The 22377-nt window shown below is 73.3% G+C and carries 19 protein-coding genes and 1 pseudogene; 7 read left to right on the top strand and 13 right to left on the bottom strand.

What is annotated here, in order from left to right:
* Positions 1 to 91 precede the first annotated feature (91 nt).
* Positions 92 to 1570, top strand: a complete 1479-nt coding sequence (locus ACIBO8_RS34800; RefSeq protein WP_396119734.1) for a mannitol dehydrogenase family protein — start codon at positions 92 to 94, stop codon at positions 1568 to 1570.
* Positions 1571 to 1576: 6 nt separating this feature from the next.
* Here the strand turns inward: ACIBO8_RS34800 and ACIBO8_RS34795 are convergent, their stop codons facing one another.
* The gene (locus ACIBO8_RS34795) at positions 1577 to 2824 is read right to left on the bottom strand and encodes an EAL domain-containing protein (protein ID WP_396119732.1); all 1248 of its coding nucleotides are present in this window, start codon (positions 2822 to 2824) and stop codon (positions 1577 to 1579) included.
* A 240-nt stretch (positions 2825 to 3064) separates the two neighbouring features.
* Here ACIBO8_RS34795 and ACIBO8_RS34790 point away from each other — a divergent pair, with 240 nt between their 5' ends.
* Genes ACIBO8_RS34790 through ACIBO8_RS34775 form a run of 4 tightly spaced genes read left to right on the top strand, consistent with a single transcriptional unit; the run spans position 3065 to position 5499 of the window.
* Positions 3065 to 3805, top strand: a complete 741-nt coding sequence (locus ACIBO8_RS34790) for a lytic polysaccharide monooxygenase (protein ID WP_396119730.1) — start codon at positions 3065 to 3067, stop codon at positions 3803 to 3805.
* A 2-nt stretch (positions 3806 to 3807) separates the two neighbouring features.
* Positions 3808 to 4404 carry a DUF305 domain-containing protein gene (locus ACIBO8_RS34785; RefSeq protein ID WP_396119729.1) on the top strand — a complete coding sequence of 199 codons (597 nt, stop codon included), beginning with the start codon at positions 3808 to 3810 and terminating at the stop codon, positions 4402 to 4404.
* 48 nt (positions 4405 to 4452) lie between these two features.
* Positions 4453 to 4962 carry a MarR family winged helix-turn-helix transcriptional regulator gene (locus ACIBO8_RS34780; protein ID WP_396119728.1) on the top strand — a complete coding sequence of 170 codons (510 nt, stop codon included), beginning with the start codon at positions 4453 to 4455 and terminating at the stop codon, positions 4960 to 4962.
* Positions 4963 to 4971: 9 nt separating this feature from the next.
* Positions 4972 to 5499 carry a GNAT family N-acetyltransferase gene (locus tag ACIBO8_RS34775; protein ID WP_396119724.1) on the top strand — a complete coding sequence of 176 codons (528 nt, stop codon included), beginning with the start codon at positions 4972 to 4974 and terminating at the stop codon, positions 5497 to 5499.
* A gap of 14 nt (positions 5500 to 5513) precedes the next feature.
* On the opposite strand, the gene ACIBO8_RS34770 is transcribed toward ACIBO8_RS34775, so the two are convergent.
* The 4 genes from ACIBO8_RS34770 to ACIBO8_RS34755 all read right to left on the bottom strand — a co-directional run bounded on the left by ACIBO8_RS34770 (position 5514) and on the right by ACIBO8_RS34755 (position 9397).
* On the bottom strand, positions 5514 to 5831 hold the full coding sequence (locus ACIBO8_RS34770) for a MerR family transcriptional regulator (protein WP_396119722.1): 318 nt from the start codon (positions 5829 to 5831) through the stop codon (positions 5514 to 5516).
* A gap of 522 nt (positions 5832 to 6353) precedes the next feature.
* Positions 6354 to 7517, bottom strand: coding sequence for a PQQ-binding-like beta-propeller repeat protein (locus tag ACIBO8_RS34765; protein ID WP_396119721.1), 1164 nt, complete (start codon positions 7515 to 7517; stop codon positions 6354 to 6356).
* A 75-nt stretch (positions 7518 to 7592) separates the two neighbouring features.
* Positions 7593 to 8231, bottom strand: a complete 639-nt coding sequence (locus ACIBO8_RS34760; protein ID WP_396119719.1) for a response regulator — start codon at positions 8229 to 8231, stop codon at positions 7593 to 7595.
* Positions 8228 to 9397, bottom strand: a complete 1170-nt coding sequence (locus ACIBO8_RS34755) for a sensor histidine kinase (protein ID WP_396119718.1) — start codon at positions 9395 to 9397, stop codon at positions 8228 to 8230. The genes ACIBO8_RS34760 and ACIBO8_RS34755 overlap by 4 nt, the downstream gene beginning before the upstream one ends.
* A 157-nt stretch (positions 9398 to 9554) precedes the next feature.
* On the opposite strand from ACIBO8_RS34755, the gene ACIBO8_RS34750 reads away from it, so the two are divergent.
* Together ACIBO8_RS34750 and ACIBO8_RS34745 are read left to right on the top strand one after the other, a co-directional pair.
* Positions 9555 to 10346: an ABC transporter ATP-binding protein gene (locus ACIBO8_RS34750; RefSeq protein ID WP_396119717.1), complete on the top strand. Its 792-nt coding sequence runs from the start codon at positions 9555 to 9557 to the stop codon at positions 10344 to 10346.
* The gene (locus ACIBO8_RS34745) at positions 10343 to 12910 is read left to right on the top strand and encodes an FtsX-like permease family protein (RefSeq protein WP_396119716.1); all 2568 of its coding nucleotides are present in this window, start codon (positions 10343 to 10345) and stop codon (positions 12908 to 12910) included. Before ACIBO8_RS34750 ends, ACIBO8_RS34745 begins: the two co-directional genes overlap by 4 nt.
* A 53-nt stretch (positions 12911 to 12963) precedes the next feature.
* Here the strand turns inward: ACIBO8_RS34745 and ACIBO8_RS34740 are convergent, their stop codons facing one another.
* From ACIBO8_RS34740 to ACIBO8_RS34705, 8 genes and pseudogenes are all read right to left on the bottom strand, one after another.
* Positions 12964 to 14919: a response regulator gene (locus tag ACIBO8_RS34740; protein ID WP_396119715.1), complete on the bottom strand. Its 1956-nt coding sequence runs from the start codon at positions 14917 to 14919 to the stop codon at positions 12964 to 12966.
* The gene (cheB, locus tag ACIBO8_RS34735) at positions 14916 to 15983 is read right to left on the bottom strand and encodes a chemotaxis-specific protein-glutamate methyltransferase CheB (RefSeq protein ID WP_396119714.1); all 1068 of its coding nucleotides are present in this window, start codon (positions 15981 to 15983) and stop codon (positions 14916 to 14918) included. The genes ACIBO8_RS34740 and cheB overlap by 4 nt, the downstream gene beginning before the upstream one ends.
* Entirely contained in the window at positions 15980 to 18073 is a 2094-nt protein-coding gene (locus ACIBO8_RS34730) for a response regulator (RefSeq protein ID WP_396119713.1), read from the bottom strand. The genes cheB and ACIBO8_RS34730 overlap by 4 nt, the downstream gene beginning before the upstream one ends.
* Positions 18070 to 19536: a methyl-accepting chemotaxis protein gene (locus ACIBO8_RS34725; RefSeq protein WP_396119712.1), complete on the bottom strand. Its 1467-nt coding sequence runs from the start codon at positions 19534 to 19536 to the stop codon at positions 18070 to 18072. Before ACIBO8_RS34725 ends, ACIBO8_RS34730 begins: the two co-directional genes overlap by 4 nt.
* Positions 19536 to 20075 (bottom strand): chemotaxis protein CheW, encoded by a 540-nt coding sequence (locus ACIBO8_RS34720; protein ID WP_396119711.1) that lies wholly within the window; start codon positions 20073 to 20075, stop codon positions 19536 to 19538. The genes ACIBO8_RS34725 and ACIBO8_RS34720 overlap by 1 nt, the downstream gene beginning before the upstream one ends.
* On the bottom strand, positions 20072 to 21484 hold the full coding sequence (locus tag ACIBO8_RS34715; protein WP_396119710.1) for a CheR family methyltransferase: 1413 nt from the start codon (positions 21482 to 21484) through the stop codon (positions 20072 to 20074). The genes ACIBO8_RS34720 and ACIBO8_RS34715 overlap by 4 nt, the downstream gene beginning before the upstream one ends.
* A complete protein-coding gene (locus ACIBO8_RS34710) occupies positions 21481 to 21972 on the bottom strand; it encodes a chemotaxis protein CheW (RefSeq protein ID WP_396119709.1) in 492 nt (163 codons plus the stop codon). Before ACIBO8_RS34710 ends, ACIBO8_RS34715 begins: the two co-directional genes overlap by 4 nt.
* A gap of 73 nt (positions 21973 to 22045) precedes the next feature.
* A pseudogene (locus ACIBO8_RS34705) lies at positions 22046 to 22377 on the bottom strand (hypothetical protein); the annotation flags it as partial.

The raw sequence follows: 22377 nt of genomic DNA, 5'->3' as shown, positions 1-22377 counted from the left end.
GATGGTGGACTTCCTGGCCGGGCGGGGACCTTTCCCGAGTGCCATGCTGAGGGCGTCATGAGCCCCCTCGCAGCGCTGGGAGGACACCCCGATGTTGCCGCTCAATGCCCGGAACCTGGCGTCCCTGCCGCCCGATCTCCCCGTTCCCTCGTACGACCGCGGCGCCCTGCGCACCGGGATCGTGCATTTCGGCGTCGGCGGTTTCCACCGGGCGCACGAGGCGATGTATCTGGACCGGTTGATGTCCGCGGGCGCGGCGCTGGACTGGGCGATCTGCGGCGTCGGCGTCATGCCGTTCGACGAGCGGATGCGCGACGCCCTCGTCGCCCAGGACGGCCTCTACACGCTCGTCGTCAAGGCGCCCGACGGCACCCTCGAGCCCCGGGTGATCGGCTCCATCAAGGAGTATCTGTACGCACCCGACGATCCCGAGGCCGTCATCGAGAAGATGGCGGCGGAGGACGTACGGATCGTCTCGCTGACCGTCACCGAGGGCGGCTACAACTTCAACGCGGTCACCGGCGAGTTCGACGCGGAGGACGCCGGCGTGCAGCACGACCTGCGGCCCGGCGCGGTGCCCCGGACGACGTTCGGCCTGATCACCGAGGCGCTGGCCCGGCGGCGCGAGCGCGGGCTGGCCCCGTTCACGATCATGAGCTGCGACAACATCCAGGGCAACGGCCACGCCGCCCGGCGCAGCTTCGTCGCGTTCGCCACGCTGCGCGACCCGGAGCTGGGCGCGTACGTGGGGGAGCACGTCGCGTTCCCCAACAGCATGGTGGACCGGATCACGCCGGTGACCACCGACGACGACCGCGAGGAGGTCCGCAAGCGGTTCGGTGTGGACGATGCGTGGCCGGTGGTCTGCGAGCCCTTCACCCAGTGGGCGCTGGAGGACGCGTTCCCGCTCGGCCGCCCGCCGTTCGAGGACGCCGGCGTGCAGGTCGTGCCGGACGTCGAGCCGTACGAGCTGATGAAGCTGCGCCTGCTCAACGCCAGCCACCAGGCGCTGTGCTACTTCGGATACCTGGCCGGCTACCGGCTCGTGCACGACGTGGCCCAGGACCCGCTGTTCGCGCGGTTCCTGCTCGCGTACATGGACCGCGAGGCCACCCCCACGCTCGCGCCGGTGCCCGGCATCGACCTCGACGAGTACAAGCACCAGCTCATCGACCGCTTCTCCAACGCCCAGGTGAAGGACACGGTCGCCCGGCTGTGTGCGGAGAGCTCCGACCGCATCCCCAAGTGGCTGCTGCCGGTGATCCGCCACAATCTGCAGACCGGCGGGGAGATCCTCCGCTCGGCCGCGGTGGTGGCATCGTGGGCGCGCTACGCCGAGGGCGTGGACGAGCAGGGGCACCCGATCGAGGTGGTGGACCGGCTCCGCGACGTCCTGGTGCCGATCGCGCGCCGCCAGTACGAGGAGCCGCTCGCCTTCATCGCCAACCGCGAGGTCTTCGGCGACCTGATCGACAACGAGCGGTTCGTGTCGGCGTACCGCTCGATGTTGTCCTCCCTGCACACCAAGGGCGCGCGGGCGACGCTGGAGGATCTGGACAGCGCGCCCTGAGGCGGCTCAGACGGTGGTCAGGAGGCCGGGGATCGCGGAACCGCGCGCCGGGGAGATGACCTGCAGCAATGACCGTGCGGCCGCGACGACCAGGGCGCGGTCGTAGGTGGTGGCGAAGGTGAAGCGGCGCTCCGCCTCCGGGCCGGTGTCGCCCAGGTCGCGGGCGACGAGCGCCACCGCCCGGTGCGGGCCGACGACGATGACGTTCCACTCGCCGCGCAGCGGGTGGGCCGCGGCGAGGGCGGCGCCGCGTACCCCCGGTGCCGGTTCCTCCGGCAGGCCCGCGCCGAAGGCGGCGACCATCGGGCTGTGCCGGGCGATGCGGGCGAAGCGCCGGGCGGTCCCGGCACCGAAGTGCCGGGCGTCCTGGAAGCAGGCGAGCAGGATCTGGCCGTCGTCCGCCAGCGCCTCGACGTGCCGGCTCATCGGCATGAGGGCGGCCTTCGTGGTCTCCACGACCGGCCGGCGGGCCGACACGATCTCGTACGGGGTGCCCGGCGCGGACGGCGGCCGCGATGCCGGTGGCGGAAGCGGGTCGCAGGCCGGGGGAGTGTCCGGCAGCGGCGCCGGGCGGCCGTAGCGCCAGCCCTGGCCGACGGTCGCGCCCATGGTGCGGGCGGTGCGTTCGTGGTCCTCCGTCTCCACCCCCTCGGCGAGGATGGTGGCGCCGCTGTCCTCCGCGTACGCCTGCACGGCCGCGACCACCTGCGCGGTGTACGGCTCCGACGGTGAGCGCAGCAGGCTCATGTCGAGTTTGACCACGTCGGGGTGGACGAACGGCATCAGGGCCAGGGACATCGGGTCGGCGCCGACGTCGTCGAGGGCGACGCCCCAGCCCGCCTCCCGGCAGCTCGCCGTCGCGGCCAGCAGGGCGGACGGGTCGTCGGCGATGGCGCGCTCGGTCATCTCCGTCACCACGTGCAGCCGGCGTTGGGCCGCCGCGACGACGTCGGTGAGGTCACGAGGGCAGGGCACGCGCCAGGCCGCCGGCTCCATGTTGACGAACAGCGTGGTGCCCAGGTCGGCATCGATGGCGGCCCGGTATGCCGCCGCACGGCAGACCCAGTCGAGTTCACCGTCGCGCCCGGCCTCGCGGGCGGCGGCGAAGAGGGCCGCCGGCGACTCCCAGGCGGTGCCGGCCGGGCCCCGGCTCAGCGCCTCGTAGCCGACGAGGGCGCCGGTGGCGAGCGACACCAGCGGCTGGAACACCGAGGTGACGGTGCGGGCGTCGATCACGTCGTGAATGTCCACCACTCAGACGACTTCGGCAGGCACGCCGGGAAGCTGAGCCGGGTGCGGGCCCGCCGGTCCGCCCGCGTAACAGCTTCGTCATGACGCATTGAAAATCTTCGTTATCTCTCTTTACTGTTAACAAGCTTTAAATTATGTTGGGCGGAGAGCCGGGAGCGTCCCCCATGCTCATCCCGGTCGATTCCCGCGGCGGGCCGGGTCACCCCCTCCCGGCCTGCCGTCCCCCATGAAGAGGAGCCCTTCATGAGACGCAGAATCACTCTCCCCCTGCTGAGCGCCGCCACCCTGGGCGCCTCGTTCTTCGTTGCCGTGGCGCCCGCGTCCGCGCACGGGTACATCTCGTCACCGCCCAGCCGGCAGGCCAACTGCGCCAGTGGTGCGGTGGCGAACTGCGGCGACATCATCTACGAGCCGCAGAGCGTCGAGGCGCCCAAGGGTTCGATGCAGTGCAACGGCGGTGGCAGCCGCTTCGCCGTGCTCAACGACAACAGCAAGAACTGGCCCGCCGCCTCGGTCGGGCAGACCGTGACGTTCAACTGGGTGCTCACCGCCCGCCACGCCACCAGCACGTGGGAATACTTCATCGGCAACACGCGGCTGGCGGTCTTCAACGACGGCGGCGCGCAGCCCGGGGCCACCAAGTCCCACACGGTCAGCATGGGTGGCTTCACCGGGCGCCAGACGCTGCTCGCCCGGTGGAACATCGCCGACACGGCGAACGCCTTCTACTCGTGCGTCGACCTGAACATCGGCGGTGGCGGCACGCAGCCGCCGCCCACCACGCCGCCGACGAACCCGCCCACCACGCCGCCGACCACCCCGCCCACGCAGCCTCCGGCCGGGGGCACGTGGGCGGCCGGCACGGCGTACTCGGTCGGTAACACTGTTACGTACGGCGGGGCGACGTACCGCTGCCGCCAGGCGCACACGGCCATCGCCGGCTGGGAGCCGCCGAACGTCCCGGCGCTCTGGGAACGGATCTGACGATGACTCCGGAACGGGTCCATGTCCTCCGGCGTGGGCCCGTTCCGGCCGTCGTGGCCGCCGTGGCCGCCGTGCTCCTGCTCCTGCTCGCGGCGTGCGGGGAAGCCCCGCGTCCTGGGGCGTCCGCGCCGTCCCCGGCGTACAACGGCACCGACGTGATGTTCCTGCAGATGAGCCTGGCCTACATCGACCAGGGTGACCAGGTCGTCGCCGTCGCCGCGCAGCGGGCGACGGCGCCCCGGCTGCGGGCGCTTGCCGCCGAGCTGGCCGGGCAGTGGCGGTCGGAGGGCCTGACCATGGGGCGCTGGCTCACCGGCTGGCAGCAACCGCCGTCCGCGGATCCCACCGCCGGGGCGCACGCGGGTCACGGCGACCTGCACTCGTTGCGGCCGTCGGACATCGCCGAGCTCACGGCGGCGAAGGGTGAGCAGTTCGACCGTACGGCGGTGAGCCTGCTCCTCGGACACCTGCACAATTGTGTCGAGGTGAGCCGCATGGAGGCCGCCGGCGGCGCCTATCCGCCGGCCCGCGCGCTGGCGGAACGCATGACGGCGGCCCGGCAGATCCAGATCCAGCGGCTGCTCGCGCTCGCGGCGTAGCCCGATCGATTCCTAGTTGAAGCTTCAAACCGTCGGTACGATGGGGTGGTGAGTGCCGAATCCGCCACCCCGGCCCGCTGGCTGAGCCCGGACGAGCTCGCGTCCTGGCTGCCGGTCGGCGGCCTGCTCCTGCGCCTGCCGGCGGCCCTCGACGCCCAGATGCAGCGTGACTCGGGGCTGAGCCACTTCGAATACCTGGTGCTGGCCAACCTGTCCGAGGCGCCGCAGCGCACCCGGCGGATGAGCGCCCTGGCCGCGCTGGCCAGCGGCTCGCTGTCGCGGCTGTCGCACGTCGTCAAGCGCCTCGAGGGCAAGGGCTGGGTCGAGCGCACGGCCTGCCGCGAGGACGGCCGCTACACCAACGCCGTGCTCACCGAGGCCGGCTGGCGCAAGGTGCAGCAGAGCGCGCCCGGCCACGTCGAGGCCGTACGCACCCTCGTCCTGGACGTCCTCACCGGCGAGGAGCTGGCCGAGCTCGGCGCCATGGCCCGCCGCATCCTGGCCCGCCTCGAGAGCGCCGAGCCGAATCCGGTCGCCGCCCGGCCGGCCCCCGGCTAGCCTCCCTGCATGCCGCAGTTGATCGCCCCCACCACCCGTCTGCACCGGCAATGGCTCGCCTCCCGCGACGAGTGGGGGCGCGGCGTGCACCAGGACGGGTCCGGCCTGCGCCCGGACGACGAAGTGGACACCGCGGACGGCTTCGCGGCCTTCGTGCGCAAACTGCTGCGGGAGTCCGATCCGGCCGTGCCGCCGGTGCCCGGGTGGGTGCACTGCACGTACTGGTGGATGGTCGACGGCGACGAGATGCTGGGCGCGATCGCGCTGCGGCACGAGCTCACCGATTCGCTGCTGCGCAGCGGCGGGCACATCGGTTACGGCGTACGCCCGAGCGCCCGCCGCCGCGGCCTCGCCTCCTGGGCGCTGGCCGAGGTGCTGGCGTACGCGCAGGGGAGAGGGCTGGACCGGGTGCTGATCACGTGCGATGTGGACAACGAGGCGTCGCGCCGCACGATCGAGCGCAACGGCGGCGCGCTGGAGGACATCCGTGAAGTCGAGGGTCGCGGGGTGCGGCGCTACTGGATCGCCCTGGCGTAGAGCCGGCCGCCGGATCAGGCGCCGGCTTCCTGCTGGCGCTTGTAGTTCTCGTTCTGCCGGAGGGCTTCGTCCAGCTGGTCCTCGAGGATGATGATCCGGCAGGCCGCTTCCAGGGCCGTGCCCTGTTCGACCATCTCCCGGGCCCGCGCGGCGAGGCGCAACTGGTAGCGGGAATACCGGCGGTGGCCGCCGGCCGACCGGGACGGGGTGATCAGCTTTGCCTCGTCGAGCCGGCGCAGGAAGTCCTGCGAGGCGCCGGTGATCTCCGCGGCGCGGCCCATCGTGTAGGCGGGGTAGTCGTCGTCGCCGAACATGTCGTCGGGTTGGCCCATATACATCTCTCCAAGACGAGGGCCCCGGCGCGGGAGCGCCGGGGCCCGGGATTTACGGGAAGAAACACCATTTACCGACAGGTTCGTCGGTTTGTCGTATCCGCACCGGCCGCCGTCGGCGGCGTCGGGTGCGAGGATCGCATAAGCGTGACCGGAGACCACCTCTCGTTCGATGGATACTGCGGTGACCGCCCCGGACTCGAACTACGTCCCGGTGGCGGGCGATCCGACGGTGCTCAGCCCTCCCTTTCCTCTGCTTCCGATTTTCTGATGGTGCTGCCGTGCTGGCCCGCCGGTGCCGGAACCCCACTCGACTTCATGGCCCCGGACACGTGCGACGAGCTCCTTGCCGAGCGAGCCACGGCGTGGTCCCGGGCCCTGCTTGACGCTCGGCTGATACGTCTGCGTCTTTGCTGGATCTCTGTGCGACGTCAGAAACCTTAGCCGCCCTCGCCAAGAAAATCTAGTAACCTCGTCAGAGATTTTCTCGGTGGCCGCCTGAGCTTCCGGCGCTGCCGCGGGTCAGGGCGTGTACGTCCGCACCGTTCGCCCGTTCGTGACGAAGAGCCGGCCGCCGGCGAGGACCACATGGTCGGTGGCCGTGCCGAAGGTACGGATCGTCTTGCCGCTGGTGGGCGCCAGCACCATCAGGGAGGTCCCGCTGGTGGCGTAGAGCAGCCCGCCGGCGCGGACCAGGTGGCCCGGCGTCTTGAGCGCCCGGGTCCACAGCGGCTTGCCCTTCACGGCGTCGTACGCGTTGATCCGCCCCGCCGACGCCACGTAGACCCGCCGGCCGTCGGTGGACAGCTCGCCCGACTCGTTCTTCACCGTCCAGAGTGTCTTGCCGCTCGTGGTGGCGAGGGCGCGCAGGCCCGCGGTGTTCGACACGTAGAACTGGGGACGCGCCGGGTCGGCGGCCCCGGCGGCGTACCGCAGGCCGGTGGTCCAGGTGCCGATGCCGGTGCTGATGCTGACCGCCTGGGTGTAGGGGCTGGTCGTACCGGCGAGCAGGATGCGGCCGCCCGCCGAGACGGGCCCGGCCAGAACCGCGTTGGGGCGGCTCCACAGGGATGCCCCGTCGGAGAGGCGGAAGGCCTGGACGCCGTTCTCCTCGCCGTCGCAGACCCCGCAGTAGCCCGAGACCGCGACCGTACCGGCGTCCACCACCACGGTGTCCGTGGTCCAGCCGGTGAGGCTGCTCCACCGCTCCTCACCGGTCGCGGCGTCCAGGGCGATCACGTTGCTGTCGTAGTTGCTGTTGGAGTAGCAGGCGACGTCCGTGACGACGACCGTGTCGCCGGACACGGCCAGCCCGGTCGCCTCCAGGTAGCCGGCGAAGTAGGACCAGAGCTTCTTGCCGGTCTTCGTGTCGTACGCGCCGACGCCGTTGCCGTCCGGCTCGAGGACGAACATCCGGCCGCCGACGACCACCGGGGCGACGGGATCCAGGGGACAGCTGTCGACGGCCGCCTTCGGGGTCACGGTCCAGCGGGTCTTCAGTTTCTTGATCGTGCCCGAGTTGATGACGGACTCGCCGGGGTTGTAGAAGGTGTGGCCGGCGCCGTACCCGTCCTGGGCCCAGTTCTCCGCCGGGCCGGCCGCGGCGGCCGGCCCGGCGAGCGTGACGGTGGTCAGGAGCACGGTCGCCGCGGCCAGGCCGAGGCGTGCACATCGCTTGAGCTGCATGGGCACGATCGTCGGGGCTCGGCGGGCGGCCCGCCGGGTATTGATCGACAAAGCCGCCGATTCCCCCGATCAGGGTCAGCTCACCAGTCGGCGCTCCCAGGCCCAGGCGGCGATCTCCACCCGGTTACGGGCGCCCAGCTTGGTCTGCACGCTGCCGAGGTGCGTCTTGACCGTGCCGACCGAGATGAACAGCTCGGTGGCGATCTCGGCGTTGGTCAGGCCCCGGGCCGCGAGCTTCACCACGTCGAGCTCGCGCGGGGACAGACCCCCGTCGTCGGTGCTCGGTGCGGGCGGCGACAGGTGCTCCAGCAGCCGTACGGTGATCGACGGGCTGATCAGCGCGTCCCCGGACACCGCGGCGCGCACCGCCTCCACCAGCAGGGACGGGCCGGAGTCCTTGAGCAGGAAGCCCGCCGCGCCGTTGCGCAGGGCCTGGTGCACGTACTCGTCGAGGTCGAAGGTCGTCACCACGACGACCTTCATCGGGTCGGCGACGCCGGGGCCCGCGAGCAGCCGTAGCGCCTCCAGCCCGTCCATACGCGGCATGCGGATGTCGAACAGAGCCACGTCGGGCTTCAGCTTGCGAGCCATGGCGACCGCCTCGACGCCGTCGGACGCCTCGCCGACCAGCTCCATGTCCGGCTGCGCACCGATGATCATGCCGAAGCCGGTGCGTACCATCGCCTGGTCGTCGGCGATCATCACGCGGATCACCGCGCCACCTCCTGGTCCAGGGGCAGGGCCGCGTCGACCACCCAGCCGCCGTCGATGCCCGGCCCGGCGGTGATGCGCCCGCCAACCGCGCGGACCCGCTCCTGCAGGCCCACGAGACCGTACCCCGGCGCCTCCCGGACCGCGGGCGCCTTGGGCGGCAATCCGTCGTTCGCCACCCGGACCAGCAGCCAGTCGGGCGTACGCCGGACCCAGACGTCGGCCACCCGTGCGCCCTGGGCGTGCCGCCGGATGTTGGTCAGCGCCTCCATCACCACCCGGTACGCCGAGGTGGAGACCTCGACCGGCACCCCGGCCGTGCTGCCGTCCACGTGCAGCCGGGCCAGCGGGCCGCCGGAGTTCGTGAACTGCTCCAGCAGCGGGCCCAGCTCGTCCACCCCGGCGAGGGGGGTCAGCGGCGCGTCCGGCTGTGCGTGGGGGTCACGCAGGACGCCGACCATGCGCCGCATCGACGCCATGGTCTCGGCTCCCGCCGCCTCGATCTGTTCCAGCGCGAGGATCGCCCGCTTGGGGTCCTGCTCGGCGATGAAGCGTGCGCCCTGGGCCTGCACCACGATGCCGGTCACGTGGTGGGCGATGAAGTCGTGCAGGTCGCGGGCGAACTCGGCGCGCTGCTCCGCGCGTACGGCGTCCATGGCCCGGCTCCGGGTCGCCTCGATGGTCCGCAGGTAGACGCCGAGGCCGATGACGGCGGTGGCGAACAGGCCCTGGACCAGCCCGATGATGATCCGCTCGGTGTCCAGGCCGCTGCGCAGGGGCAGGAAGCCGAGCGCCATCGAGACCGCCAGGACGGCGCCGACGGCCCACTGCGCATCGCCGCGGCGGCTGACCACGAACAGCACGCCGAGCAGCCCGACCGTCTCCGCGATGCCGTAACTGCCGCCGTCCGCACCGCCCGCCGCGACCACCATGGTGAGCAGCAGCGACGCGACGCCCAGTGCCATTGCGACTTTCGGCAGACGCTTCGAACCCTGGCGATGCCGCGGCAGCCAGACGACCGCGGTCGCGACCGCGCTGAACACCTGGAGCAGCACCAGCGAGCCGCTGTTGGTGAGGCCGTTGGCCAGGTCGAACAGACCGAGACAGGCCATCAGGAACAGGGCGGCGAGCTGCGCCAGGCGCAGGAACAGGTCGCGTTGCTTCAACATCGTGACCCAGCGTAACGGCTGCTCACGCGCCCTCCATCGGCCGAAAGGCAGATCCGCGCCCGGCACCGATCCCCACCTGCGGACCGATGCGCCCAGCGTGCCTCCTCCCGCAAGATTCACCCCGTTCGACCCATCTGCGATCCCGGAGGCAATCCCCATGTACACGCAGTCCCCGGCCGACGTGCCGACGACACCCGCCGCGGGCGGACCGGACGGGCGTCTGACCGCCGTCGCGGCCGTGGACCTGGTCAAGGTGTACGGCAGCGGCGACACCGCGGTCCGCGCCCTCGACGGCGTGACAGTCGGCTTCGCCCGCGCCCAGTTCACGGCCATCATGGGCCCGTCCGGCTCCGGCAAGTCCACGCTGATGCACTGCCTCGCCGGGCTCGACACGGCGACCTCCGGCCGGGCCCTGCTCGGCGGCACGGACCTGACCGTGCAGCCCGACCGGGTGCTGACGAAGGTCCGCCGCGAGCGGATCGGCTTCGTCTTCCAGTCCTTCAACCTGCTGCCGCAGCTCACCGCCGAGCAGAACATCACACTGCCGCTCGACCTGGCCGGCCGTACCCCCGAGCGCGGGCTGCTCGCGCACCTCACCGAGGTGCTCGGCCTCGCCGGCCGCCTCAAGCACCGGCCCAGCGAGCTCTCCGGCGGCCAGCAGCAGCGGGTGGCGCTGGCCCGGGCCCTGGTCGCGCGCCCCGAGGTGGTCTTCGCCGACGAGCCGACCGGCAACCTCGACTCGCGCTCCGGTGCCGAGGTGCTGTCGTTCCTGCGCAACTCCGTCCGCGACCTCGGCCAGACCGTCGTCATGGTCACCCACGACCCGGGTGCCGCCGCGTACGCCGACCGCGTCGTCCTGCTCGCCGACGGCCGGATCGCCGGCGAGATCGACCACCCCGACCGCGCCTCCGTCGCCGAGGCCCTGCAGAGCCTGGGGAACCACCGATGAAGGTTCTCGGCACCCAGCTCGCGGGCGTCGCCAAGCGCCCGGCCCGGCTGCTGCTCACCGGCCTGGCCGTGCTGGTGGCGTCCTTCGTGGTCTACGCGACCGTGCTCGCCCAGCAGATCACCGAGCGCACCGCGCTGGACGGCCTCAGCGGCACCCCCGCCGCCGTGGACCTCGTCATCGGCACCGCTGACGAGAACGGCGGATCGGCCCGGATCACCACCGCCGACCTCGCCAAGTTCCGGGGCCTGCCCGGCGTGGCGGAGGCGGCCGGCCGGGTCGAGGCGTCCGGCGAGCTCAACGGCGACTATCTCACCATCGTCGCCGACCCGGGCACCGGGCCGCTCGCCTCGATCCACGTCAAGCAGGGCACCTATCCGTCCGCGCCCGGCGAGATCGCCGTGACCCCGCGTACCGCCGACCGGATGGGTCTGCCCCTGGGGACCACGGCCACCGTCCACACCGCGTGGGACGACAAGGGCAAGCCGATCAAGCCGGTGAAGCTCAAGGTCACCGGGATCGTGGACGCGGACAGCGACTTCGGCTTCACCGCGTACGCGCCGCAGAGCACGGTGTCGCCGCTGCTCGGCGAGGACTCGGAGTTCGTGCAGCGGGTGGATCTGCGGCTGCAGCCCGGTACCGACGCCGCGGCCGTCCAGGCCGCCGCCGAGCGGATCGTCGCGGCCGCCCCCGCACCGAAGGAAGGCTTCGAGCGGGCCGCGGTCCGTACCGGTGACGACGTGCGCCGGGCCGAGGCCGAGCAGGCCGCCTCCGAGCTCAACGAGGTCTTCATCGCGGTCGGTGTCTTCGTGGCCGTCGCGGTCTGCGCGGCCGGGCTGGTCGCCACCTCCACCTTCCGCATCGTGTTCGCTCAGCGGATGCGCCAGCTGGCCCTGCTGCGCGCGGTCGGCGCGGGGCGCGGTGCGCTGTGGCGGGCGCTCGCCGCGGAGGGCGCGCTCACCGGCCTGGTCGCCGGCGTGGCCGGCGTGCTCGGTGCGCTGGCCCTCGGGTACGCCGTACCGCCGATCGCCGGCGCCTTCGACGTGGACCTCGCCGCCCCCGGCCTGCCGCTGATGCCGGCGGCCGGCGTGGTGCTGCTGGCCGTGGCGATCACCGTGCTGGCCGTACTGGCACCGGCGTTCTCGGCCGCGAAGGTGGCTCCGCTGGAGGCGCTGCGCTCCGCCAGCACCACGTCCGGGCGCAAGAGCATCGGCAAGGTGCGCGCCGCGTTCGGGCTCCTGCTCGCGGGCGGGGCGGCGCTGCTGGCCGCGTACGTGTTCCTGAACCTGCCCGGCCGCGACCCGCGGGACTACGACCCCCAGCCGATGATGCTCGCCGTGGTCGGCTCCGGAGCCCTGGCCTTCTTCGCGCTCATGGCCCTCGGCCCGCTGCTGGTGCGGCCCGTGCTCGCCACGGTGGGCTGGCCGCTGCGCCGGCTGGGACCGATCGGCCGGCTCGCGGTCGGCGGGGTCGGCGGTGCGCCGCGCCGGGCGGCCGCCGTGTCGGTGGTGGTCGCGCTCGGTGTCACGCTGATCGCCGGCGTGGTCGTGACCGGGGCCTCGGTACGGGTGCTCGCCGACCGCGAGATGGCATCGTCGGTGCCGGCGGACTTCGAGCTGACCGCGAACGGGGACGACCCCGTCGCGCCCGCCCTCGTCGAGCAGGCGAAGGCCAGTGCGGAACTGACCCACGTGACGCCGTACCGGCGGCTGCCCGAGGTCCAGATCGGCGGCACCAGCGACACCAAGGTGACCGCCACCGACCTGGTCATGTCCGCGCTGCCGACGCTGCAGAAGATCGACGTGAACGGCGGCTCGCTCGCCGCCGTGGGCCCCGGCAAGGTCGCCCTCGCGGCCTTCGCGACCGACATCTCCGGGCTCAAGGTGGGCGACACCACGACGCTCACCTCGGGCAAGAAGAAGATCCAGGTCGAGGTGGCGGCGACCCTGCCGGACTCCGCGCCGCTGCAGTCGTCCATCGTGATGGATCCGTCCGACCTGACGAAGCTCGGCGCGCCGGTCACCTTCTCGGGCCTGCTCGCGGACGCCGCCAAGGCCGGCGAGGACGGGCGCACGGCCGGGCAGAAGGCCATGCGGCAGCTGGCCCAGGGGCACGCCGGGCTGGGCGTCGACGTCCTCGCCGACGAGCGTGACCAGTTCAACACCGTGCTCGACGGCGTGCTGGCGGTGGTCATCGGACTGGTCGGGCTGACCGTGCTGATCGCCGTGGTCGGCGTCGGCACCACGACCGCCCTGTCGGTGGTCGAACGGGTCCGCGAGTCCGGCCTGCTGCGGGCGGTCGGTCTCTCCCGCGGCAGCCTGCGGATGATGCTCACCGCGGAGTCCAGCCTGTACGGAGTGATCGGCGCGACGATCGGTGTCGTGCTCGGCGTGCCGTACGCCTGGCTGGCGCTCAAGGCGCTCGGGGTGAACGCACCGCTGGAACTGCCGATCGGCCAGCTCGTGGTGGTGTTCCTCGTCCTGGTGCTCTTCACCGCGGCCGCCGGAGTGCTGCCCGCGCGCCGCGCCGCGAAGGTCAGCCCGGTGGCGGCCCTCGCCACGGACTGACCGCAGTGCTCGGTGCTCACCCCCGGTCCCGTGCGGGCCGGGGGTGACGCCGGTCAGGCCTGACGCGCCGACGGCAGCGTGAACCAGAAGGTCGCGCCGCGGCCGTCCTCGCCCTCGGCGTGGATCTCCCCGCCGTGCCGCTCGACCGCGCGGTGCACGGTGGTCAGGCCGATGCCGGTGCCGGGGAAGTCGGCGGCGCTGTGCAGCCGCGCGAACGGCCGGAACAGCTCGCCCGCCTTTCCCGCCGGGAAGCCCGCGCCGTTGTCCCGGACGTGGAAGCGCGGTTCCTCGCCGGGCCCGGTCCAGCCCACCTCGATCACCGGCTTCTCGACCTTGCGGGTGAACTTGGCCGCGTTGTTGATCAGGTTCTCGAGGATCACCCGGACCAGGCCCTCGTCCGCGTCGGCCGTCATCGCCTCGTCCACCCGGAACTCGATCCCACGCTCCGGGTCGCGGGCCTCCACGTCGCGGATCACCTGCCAGGCGGTCTCGGTCATGTCGAACCGCTGCCGGCGCAGGTCTCCGCGGCTGGCCCGGGCCAGGATCAGCAGCGACTCCACCAGGTCCGCCATCCGCCCGGCGGCCGCGTGGATGCGCTGCAGCCGGTACCGGGTCTCCGCACCGATCGGCTCATCGTCCTCCTCGAGGATGGTCTCGGCGTAGCTGCTGATCACCTGCAGCGGTCCGCGCAGGTCGTGCGAGACCGAGCCGCTGAAGGCCTCGAGCTCCCGGTTGCGCCACTCCAGCTCCTCGACCAGCGCGGCCCGCGTCTCGGCCAGCTGCCGGGCGGCGCGCTCACCGGCGGCGTCCAGCTCGCGGCGCATCAGCTCCTCGCGGATCCGGCGGCTCTCGTCCAGCGACTGCTTGCGTCGGATCTGGGCCCGTACGTGCGCCCGCAGTGTCGCCGCCCCGTCCGCCGAGCGCACGTAGTCGTCGGCCCCCGCCGCCAGGCTCTCGAGCAGCGCGTCGTCCCGGTCGCCGGTCATCACCAGCGGGGTGTCGCGGATCTGCGGCACCTCCTTGATCCGGGCACACGTCCGCCGGGCGTCGCCGTCGAGCCCGAGCACGATGCAGTCCACCGGCTGCGCGGCGAGCAGGTCGAGCGCCTCGTCGCCGCCGGTCGCCGCGACCACGTCGAAGCCGTCGTCGCGCAGGGCGTCGGCCCACTCGTCGACCCGCCGCCGGTCCCCGCTCACGGCCAGGACCTTGCCGGGACCGTGCAGGCTGCCGGTCGCCTCGATGGGCAGCTGCTCGGCGCTGGTCCGCAGCACCGCGGCCAGCTTCGCGAGCACCACGGCCAGATCCTGCTGCTTGCGGACGAACGCGTCGGCGCCCGCCTCCAGCATCTGCACCTCGGTGGCGTAGTCGTCGGCGGCGGTCATCAGCAGGCAGGGGGTGTCACGCAGCGCCGGATCGAGCCGCAGGCGCCGGATCACGGTCGCGCCGTCGATGCCCGGCATCACACCGTCCACGATCACCGCCTGCGGGCGCCGCTCCGCCGCCGTCCGCAGGCCCTCCTCGCCGGAGGCGGCCGTCAGCACCGCGTATCCCTCTGGCTCCAGCAGCTGGCGCAGCTGTTCGCGGAACGTCACGCTGTCGTCGATGACCAGCACCGTCGTCCGCGGGTCGGCCGGCGTGCGGTCCTCGCCGAGCAGCTGGCGGGTACGGGCAACCACATAGCCGGAGTCGTACGGCTTGCCCACGTACTCGTCGGCGCCGGTCCGCAGCCCGAGCAGCCGGTCGGCGACCTCCGCCTCGGTGGAGAGCAGCACGGTGACGGTGTCCGCGCGGTCCGGCATGGCCCGCAGCTCCCGGAGCAGGTCCACGCCGTCGGCGTCGGGCAGCAGCACGTCGAGCACCGCGACGTCGAAGCCGCCCGCGCGGAACGCCGCCCGTGCCTGTTCGCCGGTCGCGCAGAGCACGGTGGTGAAGCCGTCGGCCTCGAAGGCCTCGTGCAGATCCATCCGCACGGTGAGGCTGTCGTCCACGATCAACACGGAGGGCGTCATCTGCGCACCCCCACCCGCGGGGCGAGCTCGCCGACCCGGGCGGCGATCCTGGCCGGGGGCAGCACGTAGGTGGCCGCGCCCAGCAGCGCGGCCTCGCGGGGCATGCCGTACACCACGCAGCTCGCCTCGTCCTGCGCGAACGTGACAGCGCCACGCGTGCGCATCCGCAGCAGCCCTTCCGCACCGTCGCGGCCCATGCCGGTGAGCAGGCAGCCGGCCGCCGACGCCCCGTACTCCGCGGCCACGGACTCGAACAGCACGTCCACGGAGGGCCGGCACGAGTGGCGCGGCGGGGCCTGGTTGAGCCGGATCAGGCCGTCGGCGACCAGCATGTGCCGGTCCGGCGGCGCCAGCAGCACCCGCCCGGCCATGGTCCGCAGCGGCACGCCGTCGGTCGCGTAGCTGACGTTGCGCCCGGTCTGCCCGGCGAGCCAGTCGGAGAACGCCACGGCGAACGGCTCGCTCGCCGCGATGTGCTGCACGCAGAGCACCGGCGTGCGGAAGTCGACCGGCAGCGCCCGCAGCAGGTCGGTGACGGCGCCCGGCCCGCCCGTCGAGGCGCCGACGGCGACCACCTGCAAGGCCGATTCGGTCTGCGCCGGCACCGGCGCCGGCAAGGCGGCGGCCTCGGCCCGGCTGCGGCCCTCGAGCCGGGCCCGCGGGTGGGTGATCACCCGGATCCGGGCCACCATCCGTACGGCCGAGCACAGCCGCCGCCCCCACCCGGCGTCCGAGTCGTCGCCCCGGGGCTTCTCGAGCACGTCCACGGCGCCCGCCGCCAGGGCGTTGTACGTGCTGAACAGCTCCTGCCGGTCCGCCGAGGAGACGACCAGGATCGGTGTCGGGAACTCGGCCATGATGTGCTCGGTGGCGACCAGCCCGCTCATGGTCGGCAGCATCATGTCCATCGTCACCACGTCCGGGCGCAGGCGGCCGACCATCTCCACCGCCTGCCCGCCGTCCAGGGCCTCGCCCACCACCTGCAGCTCCGGATCGGCGGCGAGCGACTCGCGCAGGTGGTGCCGCATGGTCGCCGAGTCCTCGACGACGAGCACCCGGATCACGACGCCACCAGCCGTCGGATGTGGGAGAGCAGCTCCTCCTGGTTGAACTCGCCCTTGACCACGTACGCGCTGGCGCCCACCGCGACGCCCCGGGCCCGGTCCTCGGCGCTGGCGCGCGAGCTGACCAGGATCGCGGGCACGCCGGCGAGCTCGGGGTCGGCGCGCGTCTCGGCGACGAAGGTGAAGCCGTCGATGCCCGGCATGTCGATGTCGGTCAGGTACAGCCCGTACCGGCGGGAGCGGGCCTTCTCGAGACCCTCCTCGCCGGACGCGGCCAGGTCCACCTCGAAGCCGGCGGACTCGAGGATGCTGCGCTCCAGCATCCGGGTGGTGAGCGAGTCGTCCACCACCAGGATAGGCAGCGGTTCCGGCGGTGGCGGAGGCAGCGCACCGCCGGGACCGATCCGCGACGTCTCGGCGATCAGGCCGTGCGCGTCCAGCACCAGGCGGGGATTGCCGTCGAGGTCCATGGCCACGCCGCCGATCACCGGGGCGGCGGGTGCCAGCTCCGGCAGGGGGCGTACGACCAGCGTGGACGTGCCGGCGAGCCGGTCCACTCCCACCGCGACGGCCTCGCCGTCCGCCGTGACGAGCACCGCTACGCCGGGGCCGCCACCTTCCGGCACGGTGGTTCCGGCGTAGAGGGCGCGGGCCAGGGGCAGGAAGGGCACGGCCTCGCCGTCGTGCGCGAGCCTGCCGGTCATCGCCGCAGCCGTCGCCTGCTCCGGCACCAGGCGTACGCAGGTGCGCACACTGTCCAGCGGCACGGTGGCGACGGTGCCCGCCGCCTCCACGACGAGCCCGTGCAGCGACAGCAGGGCCAGCGGCAGCACCAATTCGATCGTGGTTCCCTGGCCGGCGGTGGTTCGTACGCTGACGTTCCCGCCCAGCTGATCGGCGACGTCGCGGGCCATGTCGAGGCCGATGCCGCGCCCGGCCACCTCGGTGACCGTGGGGGAGGTGCTGATGCCGCCGCGCAGCACGAGGTCGAGCAGGGTGCGCTCGTCGGGTTCCGTACTGCCGGGGGTGAGCAGCCCGCGGGCCTCGGCGGTGCGCCGGAGCGCCGCCAGGTCGAAGCCGCGGCCGTCGTCCGTACAGAGGAATGCCGCGTAGCGGCCGCGGCGCTCGACCGCGACGACCACCGTGCCCTCCGCGGGTTTGCCGTCCCGGGTCCGCCGGTCCGGCGGCTCGATGCCGTGCACGACGGCGTTGCGCACGATGTGCAGCAGCGCGCCGTTGGCGAGCGCCAGCACGTGGGGATCCATCCGCAGGTCCCCGCCGCGGGCCTCGAAGCGGACCCGCCGGTCCTGCGCCTCGGCCGCGTCGCGCACCGCCCGGTGCAGCGCCGTGAAGATGCTGGACGCGGCGACCAGCCGCAGGCGCTCGGCCCGGCCGCGGACCTCGTCGAGCTCGCGTTCTACCTGGTCGACCGTCGTGGCGAGCCGGCGCCCGAACGCGCTCAGGTCCGCGGCCAGCCGCAGGGCGGCGGCCCGCGCTGCCGGGGGCGGTGCCGGGCCCCGGCCCGCACGCAGCTGCTCGGCCAGCGCCTCGGCGGCCCGGTGCAAGTGGTCCAGCGAGGCTCCGCCGCTGCGCAGCGGCGCGAACCGGGCGTGCGCCTCGCCGACCGCGTCGAGCAGGTCGTCGACGTCCGCGGTGGCGGCGCGCGCGGCCGGAGCGGGGTCGGCGGCGGGCGGGGGAGCGGGCGCCGGTGCGGCCCGCGCGCCCACCGGCTCGGCCACCTCCTGCGCCGCGGGCGGATCGGCCGTCTCGACCGCCGTGGACGGTTCCAGTGCCGCCACGTACGCCTCGATCTCGTCGTTGAGACGCAGCAGCTCCCGCAGGTCGTCGGCGGGCAGCGGCCCCTCGTCGGTGCGGTGCGGTACGAGCACCTCCTCGAAGGCGTGCGCCCGGTCGGCGATCTCCTGCTGGCGCACGACCCGGGCGGCGCCCTTGAGCGTGTGGGCGAAGCGCAGCAACCGGGCCACCGGTTCGGCGCCGGGGCGCTGATCCAGGTCGAGGACGCCGGCGCTGATCTGGTCGACCAGCTCCCGCGCCTCCACCCGGAAGTAGCGCAGCGGATCCGTGCTCATCGGCGGCCGCTGCCGACGAGCTGGAGCAGGTCGCTGGAGAGCGTCGACAGGTGCGCCGCGGTCTGCCGGGTCTGCACCGCGCTCGCCTCGGTCTCGCGGGTGACCCGGGCGGTGTCGTTCGCGGCCACGTTGACCTGCTCCACCGCCGTGGTCTGCTGCTTGGTGGACAGCTCGATCTCGCGTGTGGCGTCGTTGGTGGTGGCGACGAGCTGGGCGATGCGCCGGAAGGAGTCGGTGGCGTCGTCGAACTGCCGGGCGCCCGCGTCGACCGACTTCGCGCCGATCTCGGTGGCCATGACCGTGGTGTTGACCGCGCCGCGGACGTCCTCGATGAGGGCGCGGATCTCCTTGGCGGAACCGGCGGTGCGGTCGGCCAGCTTGCGGATCTCCTCCGCGACCACCGCGAAACGGCGTCCCCACTCGCCCGCGCCGCTCGCCTCGATGGTGGCGTTGATCGCCAGGATGTTGGTCTGCTCGGCCAGCTCGGACACCAGGTCCACGACGCCGCCGATCTGCTGGGACTTCTCCCCGAGCGCCAGCATGTGCTGCACGATCTGGTCGACCTGGGTGCGGATCGCCCCGATCGAGGCCCGGGTCTGGTCGATGGTGGCGTCACCGGTCCGCGCCGCCTCCGAGGTCTCCTCGGCGATCTTGGACACCCGCTGGGCGCTGTCCGCGATCTGCCGCGAGGTGATGAGCAGTTCGCTGATCGTCGTGGTGATCTCGCTCATCGCGCTGGCCTGGTCCCGGCCGCCGCCGGCCTGCTGGGTGGCGGCGGCCTCGAGCTGGGCCGAGGAGCTCTGGATGTGCCCGACCGCCGTGCCGACCTCGCGGCGCAGGTCGCGGCTGAGCTTCCAGGCGATCGAGGCGCCGAGGAGCACGCCCAGCGCGCTCAGCGCGATGATGACGATGATGGAGCGCGTGGCCTTGCCCGAGGACGCGCGCCGGGCGCTTTCCACGTCGGCGCGGAGCCGGGCGATCAGGGCGGTGATGGCCTCCGTCAGCGCCTTGCGGGCCGGCCCGACCTCGGTCTCGTTGAGCCGGCCGATGTCGGACAGATCGGTCATCGTCTTCCGGCGCTCGATGACCGGGTCGACGGCCGCGGCGTGCCGGGCCTCCGCCGTCGACACCGCCTCCAGCAGGGTCCGCGCGGTCGGATCGGACAGTCCGCTGCGTAGTTGCGTGACCAGGCCGAGGAACTGCTGCCGGTCGGCGGTCGTCGCATCCAGCCAGTCCTGGGTGCCGTTCACGAGGTAGCCCCGGTAGTCGGAGATCCGGTCCCCGGCCGTGGTAGCCATCTGCTGCGCCATGCCCAGGTCGTCGACCGCAAGCTCGATCGCGCCGTCCTTGGCGTCCACGACGACCGAGAGCGCGGCGACCGACGCGACGCAGGTGATCACCGTCAGTGCCATCTTGATACCGAGGCCGGTCGCCAGTTTGGTGCCGAAGGTGCGTCTGGCCATCATTGCTCCTCGTGGACGTACGGTTTGTGGCCGGTGAGCTGGTGGACCGCCGTGCGGGCGGCGGGCAGGTCGACGATCGGGCGGCTCCGGCCGGCGATGGGCACCATGCCGCGCAGCACGGCGGGCCCGTCGTATCCGCCGGACTCCTCGACGATCTCCGTCGCCGGGACCCGGACGTGGCCGTCCAGCTCGTGGAAGGCCAGCGCGAGCGGGGGAGCGCCGGCGGCGAGCACGAGCCAGCGCGGCCGTTCCGGTACGGCGTGCCCGAGCAGCGCGGCGAGGTCGTACACGGGGACGATCGCGCCGCCGAAGCCCGCCAGTCCGAGCAGGGCGGGCTGTGGGCCGGGCAACGGCGTCACCGGCCGGTCGGAGTGCAGCCCCGAGGCCTGCGAGAGGCGCAGCGCGTACGGGCGGCCGCCCGCGTGCACGGCGAGCAGCTCGGCGTACTCGACGTCGTGGCGGCGCGCCGGCTCGGCGAACGAGCGGTCGAACTCGTCCCGCAGCTCCGCCAGCCGCCCGGCCACCTCGTTGAGGCTCATCGGCGCACCCCGCCGGACTCGAGCTCGGCGCGGCACAGGGCGGTCAGCGCGATCCGCCCGAAGCCGCCGCCGAACAACGTCAGACGGTCCTCCGTCTCCTGCCGGAGCAGGTCGAGGGCCCGTTCCAGCTCTACGCCGGCGGCGTCCCGCTCGCCCCGGCGGCGCGCCAGCAGGCCGAGCCTCAGCCGTGGCATCGCGAACCCGGGGTCGAGGTACGCGGCCAGCCGGTAGTGGCCGACCGCCACGTCGACGGACGCGCCGCCCTCGAGGCAGACGCCGAGCTGGTGATGGGCGTCGGCGTACAGCCCGTCGGCGTCGAGCAGCCGGCGGCAGCCCATCTCGGCCTCCTCGAGACGGCCGGCCTGGGCCAGCAGCACGCAGTGCAGCAGCAGCTCGCGGGACGACGGTGCGGCCCCCAGGCCGGCCTCCATGCACGCGAGGGCGTCGGCGAACCGCTCGTCCCGCAGCAGTCCCAGCGCCTTGTCGTACGCGCTGCGCGACGCGACCGGGGCGGGCGCCGGCGGGGGCAGCGGCCGCGGCGGTGCCGTCCGGACGGGCTCGGCGGGCACGGCGCGCGGAGCCGGGGCCGTCGTCCCTGACCGGCGGTAGTAGAACGCCCCGTGCGTGTGCCGCGGCTCGAGCCCTTCGGGACGCGTACCGAGCGAGTCGGTGTGCCCGAGGAACAGATAGCCGCCCGTGACCAGCGCGCGGGTCATCCGCTCGATCAGCGATTCCCGCAGCTCCGGGGTCAGGTACATGAGCAGGTTGCGGCAGAAGATGACGTCGTACTGCCCGGCGCGCCACAGCAGCTCGTCCTCGGTGGCCACGTTGTAGCGGCGGAACCGCACGGCCGCGCGGATCCGCGGGTCGAGCACGTAGTCGCCGTCCTGCGGCCGGAACCAGCGCTCCCGGACCGCGTCCGGCGTCTCCCGCAGCGACCATGCCGAATAGACGGCGCGTTCGGCCTGGCGCAGCACCGCGGCGCTGGCGTCCAGCCCCAGCACCGCCACGATCCAGTCCGGATGCGGCTGGGCCTCCCGGGCGACGATGCCCATCGTGTACGCCTCCTCGCCGGACGAGCACCCCACGGAGAGCATCCGCAGCACCCGCTGGGCGTACCGGTCCTGGATCCGCTCGGGGAGCACGATCTCGGCCAGCGCGCGGAACTGCTCGCCGTGCCGGAAGAAGTACGTCTCGTTGATCGTCAGGTCCTCGGCGAGGGCGCTCAGCTCGGAGTCCCAGCCGCCGCCGGCGAGGCGCCTCAGGTACGCGGTCGGCGGCAGCCCCGCGGCGTCCACGCGGCGCCGCAGCACCTCGGTCAGCTGGGGCACGTCGTTGTCGTCGAAGACCCACCCGAGCTGGACGGCCAGCACCGACCGGAACCGGATGACGTCGGGACCCGCTCTCACGAGGACACCGCCAGGTCCGCGGCGGCCGCCCACACCTCGTCGGGTACGAGCCGCATGCTCTGCAGCACCAGGACCGGCTCGGCGTCCAGCGTGCCGACGGCGGCGACGAGGCGGGCGGGCGCCTCGCCCAGCAGCGCCTCCTGCCGCGCCCCCGGGTCCGCCGCGACCGGCCGTACGCCCTGGATCTCCCCGATGGCGAAGGCCACCGGACCCCGCTCGGTACGCACGGCGACGAACCGCTGCACCGCGGCGGTCACACCGCCCAGCAGCCGCGCAACGTCCACGACGAGGGTCGGCACCCCGCGCATGATGCAGATGCCGGTGACGAACGGCGGCGTCCCCGCCAGCGGGTGCACGGCCAGGGGACGCATCGTCTCGATGACGTCCTCGATGCGGACGGCGCAGAGCAGCGGACCGGCCCGGAAGACGAGCGACGCCGCACCGCCGGGCGCCCCGGACGGTGGCGCCATTTGTCCCGGCTGCCCCATTCGCTCAGGCTAGCGGGCATTTCCGGCCGATCAGCGAGATTGTTTCACTTCGTCCGCCCGTGCGGGGGCGCGGTCACTCCCGCTCCGGGCCCCCCGCGAACCACGACACGACCGGCTCCTCGGCGGAGCCTGCCCGGCTCGCCCCGGCGGGCGGCTGGGCGGGCACGTTTCCCCCGGAAGCGCCTGCGGGCCCCGGCGCGGCCCCCGCGTGCCGTGCTGGTCCGCCGTCGCCCTCCCAGGCGGGTGCCGGCCACGCATCCGCCTGCCGGGCGGGCTCGGCGTCCGCGTGCCGCACCGGGCCGGCCTCGCCGTGCCGCACCGGGCCGGCCTCGCCGTGCCGCACCGGGCCGGCCTCGCCGTGCCGCACCGGGCCGGCCTCGCCGTGCCGCACCGGGCCGGCCTCGC

This window comes from Actinoplanes sp. NPDC049681 (assembly GCF_044465265.1).
GTDB lineage: Bacteria > Actinomycetota > Actinomycetes > Mycobacteriales > Micromonosporaceae > Actinoplanes.
This window is presented reverse-complemented; position numbering and strand designations above follow the sequence as displayed.